The organism is Lacinutrix salivirga, assembly GCF_053604675.1.
Genome location: NZ_JBSHNP010000030.1, coordinates 1 through 17,514, shown reverse-complemented (window position 1 = coordinate 17,514; position 17,514 = coordinate 1). Strand labels below are relative to the sequence as shown.

Annotated in this window: 18 protein-coding genes and 1 tRNA gene; 9 read left to right on the top strand and 10 right to left on the bottom strand. The window is 31.5% G+C overall.

Annotated elements, in window-relative coordinates; genetic code table 11:
• Positions 1-15: 15 nt before the first annotated feature.
• The 4 genes from ACVC5O_RS00455 to ACVC5O_RS00440 form a co-directional block, all read right to left on the bottom strand.
• Positions 16-510, bottom strand: a complete 495-nt coding sequence (locus tag ACVC5O_RS00455) for a TlpA family protein disulfide reductase (RefSeq protein ID WP_452219488.1) — start codon at positions 508-510, stop codon at positions 16-18.
• A 41-nt stretch (positions 511-551) separates the two neighbouring features.
• Positions 552-1,628: an ABC transporter permease gene (locus ACVC5O_RS00450; protein ID WP_452219502.1), complete on the bottom strand. Its 1,077-nt coding sequence runs from the start codon at positions 1,626-1,628 to the stop codon at positions 552-554.
• A gap of 62 nt (positions 1,629-1,690) precedes the next feature.
• On the bottom strand, positions 1,691-3,001 hold the full coding sequence (locus tag ACVC5O_RS00445; RefSeq protein ID WP_452219487.1) for a BT_3928 family protein: 1,311 nt from the start codon (positions 2,999-3,001) through the stop codon (positions 1,691-1,693).
• A gap of 56 nt (positions 3,002-3,057) precedes the next feature.
• Positions 3,058-3,606: a DUF1599 domain-containing protein gene (locus tag ACVC5O_RS00440; RefSeq protein WP_452219486.1), complete on the bottom strand. Its 549-nt coding sequence runs from the start codon at positions 3,604-3,606 to the stop codon at positions 3,058-3,060.
• A 164-nt stretch (positions 3,607-3,770) separates the two neighbouring features.
• Between ACVC5O_RS00440 and folP the strand changes: the two genes are divergently transcribed.
• The 4 genes from folP to ACVC5O_RS00420 are packed head-to-tail and all read left to right on the top strand — an operon-like array spanning position 3,771 to position 6,917.
• The gene (gene folP / locus ACVC5O_RS00435) at positions 3,771-4,592 is read left to right on the top strand and encodes a dihydropteroate synthase (protein ID WP_452219485.1); all 822 of its coding nucleotides are present in this window, start codon (positions 3,771-3,773) and stop codon (positions 4,590-4,592) included.
• Positions 4,593-4,595: 3 nt separating this feature from the next.
• A complete protein-coding gene (locus tag ACVC5O_RS00430; protein ID WP_452219484.1) occupies positions 4,596-5,309 on the top strand; it encodes a hypothetical protein in 714 nt (237 codons plus the stop codon).
• A gap of 35 nt (positions 5,310-5,344) precedes the next feature.
• Positions 5,345-6,130, top strand: coding sequence for a diadenylate cyclase CdaA (gene cdaA / locus ACVC5O_RS00425; RefSeq protein WP_452219483.1), 786 nt, complete (start codon positions 5,345-5,347; stop codon positions 6,128-6,130).
• Between the two features lies 1 nt (position 6,131).
• Positions 6,132-6,917 (top strand): DUF3667 domain-containing protein, encoded by a 786-nt coding sequence (locus ACVC5O_RS00420; RefSeq protein ID WP_452219482.1) that lies wholly within the window; start codon positions 6,132-6,134, stop codon positions 6,915-6,917.
• Between the two features lie 12 nt (positions 6,918-6,929).
• On the opposite strand, the gene ACVC5O_RS00415 is transcribed toward ACVC5O_RS00420, so the two are convergent.
• A complete protein-coding gene (locus tag ACVC5O_RS00415) occupies positions 6,930-8,696 on the bottom strand; it encodes an ABC transporter ATP-binding protein (protein WP_452219481.1) in 1,767 nt (588 codons plus the stop codon).
• Entirely contained in the window at positions 8,689-9,438 is a 750-nt protein-coding gene (gene truA / locus ACVC5O_RS00410; RefSeq protein WP_452219480.1) for a tRNA pseudouridine(38-40) synthase TruA, read from the bottom strand. The genes ACVC5O_RS00415 and truA overlap by 8 nt, the downstream gene beginning before the upstream one ends.
• A 108-nt stretch (positions 9,439-9,546) precedes the next feature.
• Between truA and ACVC5O_RS00405 the strand changes: the two genes are divergently transcribed.
• A complete protein-coding gene (locus ACVC5O_RS00405) occupies positions 9,547-10,041 on the top strand; it encodes a metallophosphoesterase family protein (RefSeq protein WP_452219479.1) in 495 nt (164 codons plus the stop codon).
• Positions 10,042-10,100: 59 nt separating this feature from the next.
• Here ACVC5O_RS00405 and ACVC5O_RS00400 read toward each other — a convergent pair whose 3' ends face one another.
• Complete coding sequence (locus ACVC5O_RS00400) at positions 10,101-10,511, bottom strand: DUF4293 domain-containing protein (RefSeq protein ID WP_452219478.1); 411 nt, start codon at positions 10,509-10,511, stop codon at positions 10,101-10,103.
• 197 nt (positions 10,512-10,708) lie between these two features.
• Between ACVC5O_RS00400 and rho the strand changes: the two genes are divergently transcribed.
• Positions 10,709-12,349, top strand: coding sequence for a transcription termination factor Rho (gene rho / locus ACVC5O_RS00395; protein WP_452219477.1), 1,641 nt, complete (start codon positions 10,709-10,711; stop codon positions 12,347-12,349).
• A gap of 273 nt (positions 12,350-12,622) precedes the next feature.
• Here the strand turns inward: rho and rpsT are convergent, their stop codons facing one another.
• The 3 genes from rpsT to proS form a co-directional block, all read right to left on the bottom strand.
• Complete coding sequence (rpsT, locus tag ACVC5O_RS00390) at positions 12,623-12,874, bottom strand: 30S ribosomal protein S20 (RefSeq protein ID WP_452219476.1); 252 nt, start codon at positions 12,872-12,874, stop codon at positions 12,623-12,625.
• 31 nt (positions 12,875-12,905) lie between these two features.
• Positions 12,906-12,977: transfer RNA gene (locus ACVC5O_RS00385), tRNA-Glu, on the bottom strand.
• Between the two features lie 147 nt (positions 12,978-13,124).
• On the bottom strand, positions 13,125-14,603 hold the full coding sequence (proS, locus tag ACVC5O_RS00380) for a proline--tRNA ligase (protein ID WP_452219475.1): 1,479 nt from the start codon (positions 14,601-14,603) through the stop codon (positions 13,125-13,127).
• A gap of 131 nt (positions 14,604-14,734) precedes the next feature.
• Between proS and ACVC5O_RS00375 the strand changes: the two genes are divergently transcribed.
• The 3 genes from ACVC5O_RS00375 to ACVC5O_RS00365 form a co-directional block, all read left to right on the top strand.
• Positions 14,735-15,679: a hypothetical protein gene (locus ACVC5O_RS00375; protein WP_452219474.1), complete on the top strand. Its 945-nt coding sequence runs from the start codon at positions 14,735-14,737 to the stop codon at positions 15,677-15,679.
• Between the two features lie 30 nt (positions 15,680-15,709).
• On the top strand, positions 15,710-17,260 hold the full coding sequence (locus ACVC5O_RS00370) for an OmpP1/FadL family transporter (RefSeq protein ID WP_452219473.1): 1,551 nt from the start codon (positions 15,710-15,712) through the stop codon (positions 17,258-17,260).
• Positions 17,261-17,340: 80 nt separating this feature from the next.
• A partial coding sequence (locus tag ACVC5O_RS00365) for a dodecin family protein (RefSeq protein ID WP_452219501.1) occupies positions 17,341-17,514 on the top strand: 174 nt, incomplete at its 3' end.

Here is a 17,514-nt window from a genome sequence, read left to right as displayed (position 1 = left end):
TTATTACAAAAGTACCTAATTTAATGCATTTATTAGGTCTCCATTATCTGCTTTGATGGCTTTAAAGAGTTTTATTTCGCCATTTTTATCTACAATCATATAACGCGGAATCCAGTCTAAATCTATAAACTTACCAAATGGTCCATCCCAACCGGAATCCATAAAATAGTGCTGACCAGAAATGCCATATTTTTTTATGCCTTTTTTCCATTTTTGATGGTCTTTATCTAGTGATAAAAACACGTATTGTACGTTGGGATATTTTGTTTGTATGTCTTTTACTTTTGGTAATCCTTTTATACAATCTGCACACCACGAGGCCCAAACATCTATTAAAATAGTTTCGCCTTTGTTGTTTTCTAATATGTTTTTAAATGAAATGGATTCGCCTTCTAAAGTAGAAAACGTGTCTTCTAAAGCTTCTGTAGAAAAAACTGTTGGTATTTCTTGTGCTTTGCATCCTATGAAGCATAGGCATAAAAGTGTGATGTATAGTGTGTGTTTTATCATTTGATTTTGGTTTAGGGACTTTTAATTTTAAAAAGCAAGTCTTACTCTAGTTTTACTTTTGGGTCTAACCAGGTATAAATAATATCTACAAAAATATTAATTAAAATAAACAATGTAGCAATTACTATAACCGAACCCATTATTACTGGCAAATCTAAGGTATTTAAAGCGTTTACAATTTCTTTTCCTAATCCATTCCAGCCAAAAATATATTCTACAAATACTGCACCTGCAAGCATTGAGGCAAACCAACCTGAGATTGCCGTTACTACAGGATTTAGTGCATTTTTTACTGCGTGGTTTTTAATGACCTGAAATTCGCTTAATCCTTTGGCTCTTGCTGTACGTATGTAATCTTGTTGCATGACTTCTAACAACGAGTTTCGCATTAATTGTATGACTACTGCCAATGGTCTAATTCCTAAAACAATTGCTGGTAGGATTAGGTTTTTCCATTGTATGTGCATGGACTCGCCATAATTATCTAGTTCGTACAAACTACCTGTCATTTCTAAATTGGTGTAATTGTGCAATACGTAACCAAAAAACCATGCAAAGAGTATAGCACTAAAAAACGATGGGACACTCATACCAACTGTGCTTAAAATCTGAATAGCTTTATCGAGAAACGTATCCTTTTTTAAGGCTGAAATTATACCTAATATAATCCCTAAACACAATGCGATAAGTATTGCTGAAACTGCCAAAACAAATGTATTTGGTAAGGTTTCGGCAAGTACTTCGCTTACTTTTTTTCCTTGTTTGGTGAAGGATTCTCGTAAATAAGGTAATTTTATTACAGTTGTTGTTTCGCCTATTGTAAATAGCTTTTTTGCCGAGTATTTATTTGGTTCTAAATAGGTGTAATCTGTTGCCTTTGTAGAATGAAAGGATAGTGGTAACAAGTCGTTAATATAATACAAAAACTGTGTGCTTTTTGGCTTATCAAAGCCATACTTTTTTTTAACGATTGCTAATTGCTGGCTATCTTCGTTTTGTCCCAACATCATTTGTGCTGGATCGCCTGGTAGAATATTAAATAAAAAGAATATGACTGTTACTACTCCAAATAATGTGAGTAGTGCATAAAGGGCTTTATTTAAAAGGTATTTTATCAGGTGTATTATTAATTTCTTCTCGATATTTTTCGTTCATTCTTCACGAAACACTCGAGGTGACGTTATTCTTTTTTAAGTACAACTTTAACTTGACTACTATACTCTCTGTTATGAGATTGATTAATTGAATCCAAAACAGATTCATCTTTTAAATCATAAATTTCTTCTATAGTTTCTGGATCTAAAGCATCTACAAATTCTTGCGTATAAACTTCTCCATCTACTAAATACAAAATAGATTCTTCTACGCTTTTAGTTACAACCTCTGGCTCTACTTCTGGCAAATCAATAGTATCCACATCGTTATAATGTGCTTTTTGGATTACTGTTCCTTTCTCTAATTTTAAAACGCCAGGATTAGAACGTACAACTGTTTTCAATGCTTTTTCGTCGCATAAAAACCAATCGAAATTTAGGTCGTAATTTTTATTAATAGTTTCTTTTGCTTCGGTTCCAGAAGAGGTTAAGCCAATTACTGTGTAGCCATTTTTAAGTGCTTTATCTGTAATGTATTTAATATTTTTTAGACCTTCTTCGTTTGCAGAGTTAAGACTGTAAGCGACAACCATAACAAGATTTTCTTTCGCTAAATAATAGTCTGTTAAATTTTCGTCATCACTTTCAATAGAGAAATCTTTAACAGGAGGATCGTAACCTGCATCTATAACTTTAGTTTCTACTCCTATAAATTTCCCTGGAGAATCTGGATAGCTTCCGTTTGTTGTGTATGTTTTTTCTGTTCCATTCTCATCAAATGTGTAATAATACTCTACTACTGGTTTTGGTGCATCTGGTGGAGTTTCCATACCTTCTTTTATATTAGCGCCTACTTTATAAGCTCTAAAATCCCAAGTTGGTAAATGCATAAGTACATGATACCCAAACCACAAACAACCAATAAAACCTAATAACGCAATAATTGTAGTCCCAAATTTGCTAAATAGTGGTTTTATATGTCGCATTCCAAGCACTAATACTAGGATTAAAAGAAGTAGAATTAAATCTTTTGAAAAGCTTTGCCAAGGTGTTAATTTTAAGAAATCGCCAAAGCAACCACAATCTTTTACTTTTTCGAAATAGGCTGCATAAAACGTTAAAAATGTAAAAAACACTATCATTGCTAAGAGCATCCAAATAGTAAACTTACGCTTGTAACCTATAAGTAAAAAGATCCCTAAAACGACTTCTAAAACCACTACAAATACCGAAATCCCTAATGCATAAGGTTCTAAGAATGGTAAGTTTAGCACATCTGCACTAAAATATTCTTCTAATTTATAAGAGAATCCTAAGGGATCGTTTAGTTTAATTAGTCCTGAAAAAATAAATAATCCTCCAACTAGGATTCTGCATAAGTTAACTATGTATTTCATAATATTATTTTTTAGTAGTTAATAACACTTCGACTGCGCTTAGTGTGACTATATTTTTAATTGGAATTTTTATCTCCTAAATGGATTAAAGCAAAAATGGCATAATTAATCATGTCTTGATAATTAGCATCAATACCTTCGCTTACTAGTGTTTTTCCGGAGTTGTCTTCAATTTGCTTAACGCGCAATAGTTTTTGTAAAATCAAATCGGTTAAACTACTCACTCGCATATCTCGCCATGCCTCACCATAATCATGATTTTTATCTTGCATTAATTTTTTGGTTAAGGCTACTTTTTCATCATACAAACCAATAGCATCTTCAGTAGCCAAATCAGGCTGTTCTACAACACCTTTTTCTAATTGAATTAGTGCCATTATACAGTAATTAATAATACCTATAAATTCGCTTTGTTGACCTTCGTTTACTTTTTGAACTTCGTTTTGTTGCAAACTTCGAATACGTTGCGCTTTAATAAAAATTTGATCTGTAAGCGATGGTAATCTCAAAATACGCCATGCACTCCCGTAATCTTTCATCTTATTAATAAATAAACTTCTGCAAGTTTCTATTACAGCATCGTATTGTTTTGATGTATTTTGCATAAATTAAAATGAATTTTGTGTAAATTTCGCATAAATAATTTTAAAGTTCAAAGTTTCGGGTTTAAAGTTTTTGCTTTATTGTTGTTACTTTAAATTCGGATTGATTTTATCAAAAAATATTACAACTAATTTAAACGAGATTCCTGTTTCCGCAGGGAATGAATATGACACTAAATTGCAACGGTAAATTAATAGATTTAACGACTCCAAAAGTAATGGGTATTTTAAATGTAACACCAGATTCTTTTTATGATGGTGGACAATTTAAAGACCAAAATGCACTACTTAAACAAGTTGAAAAAATGCTAAACGAAGGTGCAACGTTTATTGATGTTGGCGCGTATAGCTCTAGACCTAACGCAAATTTTGTTGAAGAAACCGAAGAGTTAAAACGCATGTTACCTATTGTAAAACTGTTGACCAAAACGTTTCCAGAAATTATTTTATCTATCGACACCTTTAGAAGCGAGGTCGCAAAACAGAGTGTTGATCTTGGAGCTGCCATAATTAACGATATTTCTGCAGGAAAATTAGATAGTAAAATGTTAGAGACCGTTCCCAAATTGCACGTGCCTTATATCATGATGCATCTGCGTGGAAATCCACAAACTATGCAACAACAAACAGATTACAAAAATTTAATAAAAGATATTTTATTCTATTTTTCTGAAAGAATAGCCAAAGCAAAAGCACTTGGTATTAAAGATATAATTATAGATCCTGGTTTTGGTTTTGCTAAAACTTTAGAACAGAATTTTGAGCTATTGAATACTTTAGAGTTATTCAATACAATTGAGCATCCTTTATTAGCAGGTGTTTCTAGGAAATCAATGATTTACAAAACACTTAACACCACTTCTAAAAACGCTTTAAATGGTACAACTGCATTGCACATGGTGGCTTTACAAAAAGGCGCAAAAATTTTACGAGTGCACGATGTTAAAGAAGCTATGGAGTGTATAACCCTTTATAACCAATTACAATAGTAAATGAAGAATTTAGTAATGATACTTATGTTTTTAGTATTTTCCTGCGGAAAAGAAAAAATATTGCAACTCCCAGAAATTGAAAATGCAGAAATAACCGAAGTTTTAGATGTATCGCCAGCTTATATTTTTTATGACGAAACACAGCAAGATAGCGTAGAGTTAAACCGAAGAAATTTAATTATTTCTACCAATTGGCTAGTTAATGTTGATAAACGTTTAACATTACAACAAGCATTACCCTCTATTATTAAGTTACAAGATAAAAAACGAAATGCATCTATGCACAAAAATGAAGCTGCTAAAAACTACTTTACATGCAACGATACAAGTATTAAAAATTTAGGATTTGTGGAGTTTACAGATGTTATTTATAACTTAAAGCCTAACAAAACACCTGTTTTAGATTCTATAAAACCTTTTAATACTAACCACTTTCATATTATAAAAGCGGAAGCTAACGAACAGCATATTATATCTAAAATTGAAGTTTATTTTGAGAAAGATCGTATTTTAATTGATAATTTTTCAGTTGAAAACAACGAATTAAACAAAACACTTAATACACTTTTTGAGAATGAACCTATTACAAAATTAGAAATGCTTATTAACTTCAATAAACAATTAAGCTTTCAAGATTACATCGCTTATAAATCCCTTTTAAATGAAATAGAATCTGAAAACATTTCGATTTCTAATAACGAATCTATTTATTAACCCAATTTTACTAAATTTACCCAAACACAAACCACTTGGAAATATTTAAAGACATACTAAATTTTGGCTGGATAGATATTATAGATGTTATTTTGGTAGCACTACTACTCTACTACCTTTATAAATTAGTAAAAGGCACAGTTGCCATTAATATTTTTATTGGTATTGTTATTATTTATGTGATTTGGAAAATTACCGAAGCGCTACAAATGACACTCCTTAGTAACATTTTAGGTGGTTTTATTAGTGTAGGAATGTTTGCGCTAATAGTAGTATTTCAACAAGAAATACGTAAGTTTTTATTAATGATTGGTTCTACAAATTTTGGAACACGACGTAAATTTTTTAAACAGTTAAAATTCTTAAAAACGGAAACCAATCTAGAAACAGATGTGGAAGCTATAATTTCTGCTTGCAATAAAATGAGTAGCTCTAAAACAGGCGCTTTAATTGTTTTGGAACGTAATAATAATCTCGATTTTTTAGTTAATACAGGCGACGAAATGAATATTAAAGTCACGCAACCTATTATAGAAAGTATCTTTTTTAAAAATAGTCCATTGCACGATGGTGCCATAATTATAGATAATAATATAGTAAAAGCCACACGTGTAATTTTACCAGTAAATAACGAAAAAACCATACCGCAACGTTTTGGGTTACGTCACAGAGCTGCTGTTGGTGTTACAGAACGTACAGATGCTATTGCTATTGCTGTTAGTGAGGAAACAGGTCAAATATCAGTGTTTAAAAATGGAGAGTTTTTGCCCTTTGAAAACACTACAGATTTAACAAACATTTTAAGTTTAGAATTAGCATAATATGGCGTGTAAAAACTGTAATCTATCACTTAATAAAACTGATAATTTTTGCAATAGTTGTGGTGCAAAAGTGATTAGAAATCGCTTAACCATAAACAATCTATTTTCAGATTTTAGTGCGCAATTTTTAAATTACGATAATAAATTTCTACAAACATTTATTAAACTGTTTACAAAACCAGAAGATGTTATTTGTAATTATATCAATGGTACGCGTAAAAAGTATGTAAATGTAATAAGCTATTTTGCCATAGCAATAACCTTAAGTGGTTTTCAAATGTTTATTTTAAATAAATTCTTTCCAGAATTAATGGATATGAGTATGTATGCTCAAGAGGGAATGGAAGAGTTTCAAAATAAAAACATGGCGTTTATACAAGACTATCAATCGTTTATTTTTATGTTATTGGTACCAATATACGCCTTGTTTTCTAAAGTAATATTTTTTGATAAAAAAGAGTATAATTATACAGAACACTTAGTGATTAATATGTATTCCTCTGCTCATGTTTCTATATTTAGCACTTTTATTATTTTATTATTTATTGGTATTGGAATAGACTTTGCGATAATTAGTATGCTAACTATACCTATACAAATTATATATTTTGCATATACCTTTAAACGCATTTATAAACTAAGTTCTGGGCAAACATTTTTAAAAACCAGCTTATTTATACTTGTACTCATAATAGCTAGTTTTATTATAATGGTTGCTGGAGCACTATTTACACTCTTATTTGGCAATATGGATAATTATATTGAAGCAAAAAAGGCCATAAAATAACCTAACAAAGTACTAAGCCACATCAGCCTTTAAAAACTGAACTTCATAAAGGTTTTTATAATACCCATTTTCCTTTTTAAGCAACTCACTATGTGTGCCTTGCTCAACGATTTTACCAGAATCCATAACAATAATTTTATCGGCTTTTTGGATGGTTGCCAATCTGTGCGCAATGACTATTGAGGTTCTTCCTTTTGTGATTTTATCTGTCGCATTTTGTATTAATTGCTCGGAATACGAATCTACAGACGAAGTTGCTTCATCTAAAACTAAAATACTAGGATTAGTAACATAGGCTCGTAAAAAAGAAATTAATTGTCGTTGTCCAGAACTTAACATTGCACCTCGTTCTTTTACATTGTAATGGTAACCATTTGGAAGCGTCATTATAAACTCGTGGATTCCAATATCTTTAGCAGCCTGTTGTACTTCAGCTTCGGTTATTTCAGGATTATTTAATGTAATATTACTTAAAATGGTGTCTGCAAACAAAAACACATCTTGCAGTACTACTGCTATATTAGAACGCAAATTAGCCAATGTAAAATCTTTTATATTAATACCATCTACACTAATTACACCACTATTAATTTCGTAAAAACGGTTTAGCAAATTAATAACTGTAGATTTCCCTGCTCCTGTAGAACCAACAATAGCTACTGTTTCGCCTACTTTTACATCAAAGGAAATTCCTTTTAAAACATTTTCATTTTCAACATAACTAAAATAAACATCACTAAATTTTAAATCGCCTTTAATAGTTTTTGCTTCATACGTTCCTGTATCATCTATTTGCGAGGTGGTATCTAAAACTTTAAATACTCTGGTAGCTGCAACCATTCCCATTTGTAGTGTGTTAAAATTATCTGCAATCTGGCGTAAAGGCCTAAATAACATAGGAATCATCATTATAAAAGCAAATAAATCGCCTTGTGTCACTGCTCCTCCTGCAACAACTTGCATACCTCCATACCAAACGACTGCTCCCAAAGTTATAGACGATAAAAGTTCGGCAATAGGGAAAAATATAGAGTTATACCAAACCGTTTTTAACCAGCCTTTTTTGTGACGCTCATTAATTAATTTAAACTTTTTATACTCGGTATCTTCTCTTGTAAATAGCTGAAGAATTTTCATTCCTGTAACACGCTCTTGTACAAACGAATTAAGATTAGAAACCTCTGTACGCACTTGTTCAAAGGCTTTTTTCATAAACTTCTGAAAAATTTTAGTCGCATACAAAACTATAGGAAGCATAACGAGTACGATGATGCTTAATTTCCAATTCATGTAAAGCATTGCTGCAGACACAACAATCATAGTTAACAAATCGCGCGAAATCATAAACAAACCTTGTCCAAAAATATCTGCAATACGCTCCATATCTGTAACTGCTCTGGTAATTAAATTACCTACCGAAGAGTTATCGTAATACTTCATTTTAAACTTAAGCATGTGATTAAAAAGTAGCACTCTAATATCTTTAACCACATTTTGACCTAGCCAAGCTGCATAATAAATGAATAAAAACTGAAAAACAACTTCTAATACTAACACGCAAAGCATTAAAATAATGTAAAACAAGAAACCTTCTTCCTTTTGTTGTGCAATATTATTATCAATCGCTTGCTGAAGGATTACAGGTCGCAACGCACTAAAAATTGCCAATAAAATGACAGCAGTTAATACACCAAAAAATACTTTTTTATACGGTTTAATGTATTTAAGCAAGCGCTTAAACAAACTGGTATTAAATAAATTTTCTTTTGGTTTACTCATTTAATAATATAGTTTTTGGATAGTTAACTTGGGTTAAATATAATGCATGTGCTGGAACAGAAAAACCTGCCTCACTTCTATTTTTAGATTTTATAATATCATGAAGCGTTTCTACTTCAATTTTACCAATTCCTATATTTATTAAAGTACCAACAATTGCACGTACCATATTACGTAAAAAACGATCGGCTTGTATTGTAAAATGAAGCTCGTTATTTACAAGATTCCACTCTGCTTTCATAATGGTACAATTATACGTTTTTACATCTGTATTACTTTTAGAAAAGCATTGAAAATCTTTATACTGCAATAATATTAAAGCAGCTTCTTTTAACTTTTCAATATTTAATTTTGGCTTTAACAAATAGGCTTGTTCGGTATTAAATGGGTTTTTTTCTAACGCAATTCTATACAAATAAGCTCTACTTATGGCATCAAATCTAGCGTGTGCATCAGGTTTTACTTTAAATATGTTTTTAATTGAAATGTCTTCAGGTAAAAAAGAATTCAACTTATATATTGTAGTATTACTATCAAATTCCACTTCAGTATTAAAATGAGCAAATAATTGTGTAGCGTGCACACCAGCATCTGTACGACCTGCTCCCATTGTAGAAATCGGTTCTCTAAGCAAAGTAGATAATCCCATTTCTAAAACTTCTTGTACAGAAATAGCATTTGGTTGTATTTGCCAACCATGATATGCTTTTCCGTTATATGAGAGTTCTATAAAATATCGCAAAGAAACTTGTATTTTTGTGAAACGCAAAGATAGAATTTTAATCTTGCTTTAAATTTCAAATAAAAGTTAATTAAATAAAAGAGATTACCGCTTTCGCGGAAACTGAAGATGAAAAAAATTTTATTACTTTCCGACACACATAGCTATATAGATAAGGATATTCTTAAACATATTAAGCAAGCAGACGAAGTCTGGCATGGTGGAGATATTGGAGATTTAAAGGTTACAGATGCCATAAAAAAACTAAAACCCTTACGAGCAGTATATGGTAATATAGACGATGAAAAAGCACGTTTAGAATTCCCGGAACATAACCGTTTTATGTGCGAAGAAGTGGATGTTTGGATAACACATATAGGAGGCTATCCAAATAAATACAACCACAGAATAAGAGAAGCAATTACTAAAAATCCACCAAAATTATTTATTTGTGGACACTCACACATATTAAAAGTAATGCCAGATAAAAAACTTAATTTATTACACATGAATCCTGGCGCAATTGGCATCCATGGTTTTCATAATGTACGCACTATGCTAAGATTTACTATCGATGGAAAAACAATTGATAATTTAGAAGTGATTGAATTTCCCAGAAAATAAAAAAACCCAAAGCTTTCACTTTGGGTTTTTAACGCACTAATACTACTAAGATGATAGGTTTATCGTAATCTATCTACTGATTTTACCAGATCTTCATCCTTTTTAATGGCCTTATTAGCCAAGGCTAATAACACGATAGAAATAATTGGGATAAAAATCGCAACACCATTCTCAGAAACACCTGTTTCTCCTGGTGAATTTAGTATTCGATATACAAAAAATCCTAGTAAAATAAAGTTTAATATGATGTTAAGACGTCCCAACATAAATTGAGACTTCCTATTTTTAAACATAAATAAAGAAATAAGAGACAATACTGAAGATCCTAAAAATAGACCAAATATAACCATCTCGTCTTGAGCAAAAACTTTAACATTTTCATTATTTATCCATAAATGGAATACAAATATTAATCCGCCAGAAATTCCAGCAGCTAATAAAAGGTAAATAGATTGAATACGTTGTATCACTAAATTTCAATTTTTAAAAGCACAAAAATAGGTGTTTATTTTTAAAAAAATATTAAATTATTAAAATAAAGTCGTATCATTGCATAGATGTATTGCAATGCTCACGTTAGCAATAGATTAAATTCTTCAGAATTATATCATTTTTTTCTTCGGAAAATATTCAATCAGTATTTAAACAAATATTCAATTCAACATAAATGTTTGAAATCGCACAATTAAAAGCAATGAAGCTTCCTGAGTTACAGGAAATCGCTAAAAAAATCAATGTCGCTAAATATCGTTCTTTAAAAAAACTAGATTTAGTATATCAAATTCTAGACAAGCAAGCTGCAGATCCTAAAGCAGTAGCAGAGGTAAAAAAGGATGAAGCTCCACAAAAAGAGACTCCTAAACCAAAAAGAGAACGCGTACAACGCAAAAGAACAGAGAAAAAGGATACTGATAAATCAAATCAAGAAAAAATAGATTTTAAGCCAGAAGCTAAAGAAGAAAAGCAACCTGAGAAAAAATCTGAACCAAAAAAACCTGTACATAATCACCAGAATAAAAAAGAAGATCATAAACCTTCTAAAAAAACTGAAGATAAGCAGAAGCCAAAAGATAATCCTCGCAACAAGAGAGATAACAATCAAAAAAATAATAAAAATCAAAACCAAAATAAAGGAAATCAAAATAACGGGAATAAAGATTCTAGAAACCGTTACAGAGAACCAGACTTTGAGTTTGATGCCATAATAGAAAGTGAAGGTGTTTTAGACATCATGCAAGATGGTTATGGTTTTTTACGTTCCTCAGACTATAATTATTTGTCATCACCAGATGATATTTATGTGTCACAATCTCAAATTAGATTATTCGGTCTAAAAGTTGGTGATACTGTTTTAGGAAATGTACGACCTCCAAAAGAAGGCGAAAAATATTTCCCTTTAATTAAAGTAAGTAAAATAAATGGTCAAGATCCAAATGTTGTAAGAGACAGAGTTGCTTTTGAGCATTTAACACCATTATTTCCGCAAGAAAAATTTAATATTGCCGAAAAACAAAGCACTATTTCAACGCGTATCATGGATTTGTTTGCACCTATAGGTAAAGGACAGCGTGGTATGATTGTTTCACAACCTAAAACTGGTAAAACCATGTTACTTAAGGATGTTGCCAATGCTATTGCAGCAAACCATCCAGAAGTTTACCAAATGATTTTACTAATAGATGAAAGACCAGAAGAAGTAACAGACATGCAACGTAATGTACGAGGCGAAGTTGTTGCCTCTACTTTTGATAAAGAAGCTCATGAACATGTAAAAATTGCAAACATTGTTTTAGAAAAAGCAAAACGTTTGGTAGAATGTGGACATGATGTAGTAATTCTATTAGACTCCATTACACGTTTAGCTAGAGCTTATAACTCTGTACAACCAGCATCAGGAAAAATACTTTCTGGTGGTGTAGATGCAAATGCTTTACACAAACCAAAACGTTTCTTTGGTGCTGCACGTAATATTGAAAATGGTGGATCATTAACCATTATCGCAACTGCTTTAACTGAAACAGGATCTAAAATGGACGAAGTAATCTTTGAAGAATTTAAAGGAACTGGTAATATGGAATTACAATTAGATCGTAAGATTTCTAATCGTAGAATTTTCCCTGCAATTGACCTTACCTCTTCTAGCACACGTCGTGATGATATTTTACTAGATGAAACAACAATACAAAGAATGTGGGTAATGCGTAAATACCTTGCAGACATGAATCCTGTTGAAGCTATGGAATTTATAAACGAAAGATTTAAACAAACCAGAAATAACGAAGAGTTTTTGATTTCTATGAATGGTTAAGAACTTCCTTAAATAAACATAAATCCTTGAGAAATTCTCAAGGCTTTTTTTGTGCATTAATAATAAAACTACTTATTCTCAATGTATCCTGGATGGCTTTACCAAAATCCTAACAGCCTGTAAGAGCTTACTACTCATTCTCTATGAAGAAATAAAAACAGAAAGTCTGTAATGAGAACACAGTCTAAAGGCGACTATCATTAAGCAAATATCCGGAAACAAAAAAAGCCTCTCTATTAGAGAAGCTTTTATATATTCTTTAAAAGTTACAACTTATAAAGCTGCAACATGCTTAGCTAAACCAGACTTAAGGTTAGCCGCTTTATTATCGTGTATAATATTTTTCTTTGCTAATTTATCTAACATAGATACAACTGAAGGAAACATTGCTTCTGCTTCTTTCTTATCAGTTAGTTCACGCAACCTTTTAACAGCGTTACGAGCAGTTTTATGCTGGTACTTGTTTCTTAAACGCTTTGCTTCGTTGCTTCTAATTCTTTTTAACGCTGACTTATGATTTGCCATTTGCTTTTTTTCTTTTTTTATTAAAAAATTGTAGCCCGTAGGGGAATCGAACCCCTCTTACCAGGATGAAAACCTGGCGTCCTAGCCGATAGACGAACGGGCCATTTCTTTTGAGTGCGCAAATATATATTATTAAATTTAAACTTGCAATACTTTTCAAAAAACTTACAATGTTTCCATTGCGATGGCAAAAATACAACTATTTTTAAATGTTGCAATACCTAAAACAATTTTTTTTAAAAAATTTGTTTTAGTAAGCTTTTGCAAATAAAACTCTATGTTTAGATGGCTTACCTGTATAAACACAAATTCCTTCTTCTTGCTTGATATCTAAAGGGATACAACGAATAGTTGCTTTTGTAATTTCTTTAATTTTATCTTCGGTTTCTGTAGTACCATCCCAATGTGCAGAAATAAAACCACCTTTAGTTTCTAATACAGTTTTAAATTCCTCAAAATCTTCAACTTTAGTTGTATGAGAATTTCTATAGTCCAAAGCTTTTTTGTAAAGTGAATTTTGTATTTCAGTCATCAAGCCTTCAACTTTTTCGTTTAAGTTATCTAAAGCTACAATTTCCTTTGTGAGAGTATCTCTTCTTGCGACTTCAACAGTACCTTTTTCTAAATCTTTTGGTCCAATAGCTATTCGTAATGGAACGCCTTGTAGTTCATGTTGAGCAAATTTAGCTCCTGGTCTCTGCGTGTCTCTATTATCATACTTAACAGAAATACCTTTCGCATTTAAGTCACTTTTTATAAGGTTAGCAATGTTACTAATTTCATTAAATTGCTCCTCTGTTTTATAAATTGGAACAATAACAACTTGATGAGGAGCTAAATTTGGAGGTAATACTAAACCTTGATCGTCGCTATGCGTCATAATTAAAGCTCCCATAAGTCGTGTAGAAACTCCCCAAGAAGTAGCCCATACATAATCTTGCTTACCTTCCTTAGATGTATATTTAACATCAAAAGCTTTTGCGAAATTTTGTCCTAAAAAATGTGAAGTACCGGCTTGTAAAGCTTTACCGTCCTGCATTAAAGCCTCTATACAATAGGTTTCGTCTGCACCTGCAAAACGTTCGCTTTCAGTTTTAATTCCTTTCACAACAGGAATTGCCATAAAATTTTCTGCAAATGTAGCATACACATTGTTCATTAATTCTGCTTCTGCTATTGCTTCGGCTTTTGTTGCGTGTGCAGTATGCCCTTCTTGCCATAAAAACTCTGCAGTACGCAAAAACAATCGTGTACGCATTTCCCAACGTACAACATTTGCCCATTGATTAATTAATAAAGGTAAATCTCTATACGACTGAATCCAACCTTTAAATGTATTCCATATAATAGCTTCACTAGTTGGTCTTACGATAAGTTCTTCTTCTAGTTTTGCTTGAGGGTCAACACGTAGCTTTCCTGGATTATCTGGATCATTCTGTAATCTGTAATGCGTTACAATCGCACATTCTTTTGCAAAACCTTCAGCGTTTTTTTCTTCGGCTTCAAATAAGCTTTTAGGCACAAAAAGTGGAAAATAGGCATTTTGATGTCCTGTTTCTTTAAACATTTTATCTAATTCTGCTTGCATTTTCTCCCAAATAGCATATCCATAAGGTTTAATTACCATACAACCTCTAACTGCAGAGTTTTCAGCCAAATCGGCTTTAACAACGAGTTCATTATACCATTTTGAATAATCTTCAGCTCTACTTGTTAACTTTTTGCTCATAAACTTTATTTTGGCACAAATTTTGTGACTATGTTAAATATAAAAATAGTTCAACAAAACTAACTATTTTTGTTATGTTCAACAATTAAATTCATACTGATATGCAAATTAACTACTTCTTAAAATCAAAAATGCCTTTTTTAGCATCATTTATAGCACTAATAGGTTTAACTTCTTGTGGATCTTATCAATATGTTGGACAATCGACTGATGGTATTTATAGCGATTCTTCTGAAAGAATTGTAGAACAGGAGCGTACTGTTGAAAACACTAATTCTATTTATTACAAAAATTATTTCGAAGAAAAAGCTAGTGATTATGAAGGCTTAGAAGATGAAGAGGTAATTTTTACAGATATTGATAGCTATAAAGGCAATTATGCCGATACAGAATACTCACAAGAAAACTATAATGGTCATGCAGGTTGGGGACAAGATTCTAATGAGGTAACCATTAATATTTATGACAATTTTGGGTTTAATAATTTTTATTGGAATAGGCCTTTTTACGGAAATTGGGGTTATGGATGGCATAGACCTTGGGGATGGAACAGATGGAGAATAGGATTCGGATTTGGCGGCCATTTTGGTTATGGATATGCTGGCGGTTTTTATGATCCTTTTTGGGGTTCTCCTTATTATGGTATTAATGGATATTATAACAATCCCTATTTCGGATATAATGGTTTCTATAGAAATAGAGCTTATGCATACAACTCTACAAGAAGAGGAACAAATAGAAGCTCCATATATCAATCAAGAAACAGAAGAAATACAAATAGTGTAAGGACTAATCCTAGAATTAGAACAAATAGTACTAGATCTAATATTAGAACACGAAATAACTCCAATACAATTAGACAAAATTCAACAATTAGAAATCCAAGAACTCGAACTAGAGTACGAAATAACTCTACTCCAATTAGAACAATTTCGCCTACAAGAAGCAATAATACAAGATCAAATTCTACAAGAATGTCATCTCCAAGTAGAAGTTCTTCCGTTAGAAGTTCTGGCTCAACAAGGTCTTCTTCATCAAGATCATCTTCTGGAGGCAGGTCTAGAGGTAGAAGATAATCGAAACAAAACGTTAATAATTAATTCAATATGAAAAAAAGATATATTTTATTCGTAAGTCTATTCTATGCTTGTTTAATTAATGCTCAGGATATTAATGATGCTTTAAGATATTCAGACGATAATATACAAGGTTCTGCAAGATACAGAGCTTTAAGTGGTGCTTTTGGTGCTCTTGGTGGAGATATGAGTGCAGTAAGCCAAAACCCTGCAAGCTCCGCTGTTTTTACAAATAGTCATTTTTCTGCATCCTTAAATAATGTAAATCAAAAAAATGACACGCAATATTTTAATGGTTTTAGCAATAGCTCTAACTCCAATTTTGATTTAAATCAAGTAGGTGCTGCTTTTGTTTTTAAAAACAGAAACGAGAGTTCTCCTTGGAAAAAATTAGCTTTATCAATAGCCTATGATAAAACTAAAAATCATGAAAACGATTGGTTTGTCTCTGGTATTAATGGATCTTCAGCTTCACCTGGAAATTCAATTTCTAACTATTTTTTAGCTAATGCTCAGGGTTTACGTTTAGATGAAATCTCTGCTTTTGAAGGAGAATCTGTTTCCCAAGCCTATGCGGATATTGGTAGTAGTTTTGGTTATGCAAATCAACAAGCTTTTTTAGGATATAATTCCTACATTATTGACCCAGTTAACAATACTGATGAAAACACAGTCTATGTCTCAAATATTTCTGGTGATACTTTTAATCAAAAATTTGCTTATGTTGCAAATGGTTATAATGGTAAATTTACTTTTAATATCGCTTCTCAATTTAAAGAAAACGTATATTTTGGATTAAATTTAAATTCTCACTTTATAAATTATGAACGCTTTACCTCATTTTATGAAAGCAATAATAATACTAGCTCCTTAGTTAACGAAGTTGAATTTGATAACTTACTTAGTACAAACGGTTCTGGTTTTTCATTTCAATTAGGAACTATCATAAAAATTGATAACTCCTTTAGAGTAGGATTATCTTACGATTCTCCAACTTGGTTCACAATTGAAGAAGAAACATCACAATCTTTAAGTACATATAGTGATGAAGGGTTTGAAGTTGATGGTGAAACTATTTTTGGAGCTGATGTAAATCCTCAAATTATAAATTTATTTCCTTCGTATAGATTACAAACTCCTGGTAGATTAACAGGAAGTTTAGCCTATATTTTTGGAGATAAAGGACTTATTAGTTTTGACTATTCGAGAAAAGATTACGGAAACACTAAGTTTAAACCAACTTCAGATAATTATTTTGCATCTCAAAACTCTATTATGAATAATCTATTAACCGCTGCATCTACATATAAAATTGGTGGAGAGTACAGGGTAAAAGATTTAAGTATAAGAGCTGGCTATCGTTTAGAAGAAAGTCCTTATAAAAATGGTAATACTGTAGAAGATTTAACTGGTTTTTCTCTTGGTTTAGGATATAGTTTTGGTAATACTAAATTAGACTTAACTTTCGATCAATCTCAACGCTCCTCAGAATTTCAACTCTTCAATGTTGGATTAACAGACTCTGCTATTATTGATAACAAAAACTCTAATATTACATTATCTTTAGGCTTTAATCTATAAAGTTTAACAGTATTCAATAATTAAGCCTGAGTATTTTATATACTCAGGCTTTTATATATACACTTTTCTAACCACTAATTATGGCAGTATTAAAAGTAATTGAAGTATTATCCAATTCAGACAAGAGCTGGGAAGATGCAACAAAAAAAGCAGTAAAACACGCCTCTAAAAGCGTTAAGAACATTCGTTCTGTATATGTAAAAGATCAGAGTGCTAGTGTTAAAGATGGTGAAGTTTCTGATTTTAGAGTGAAC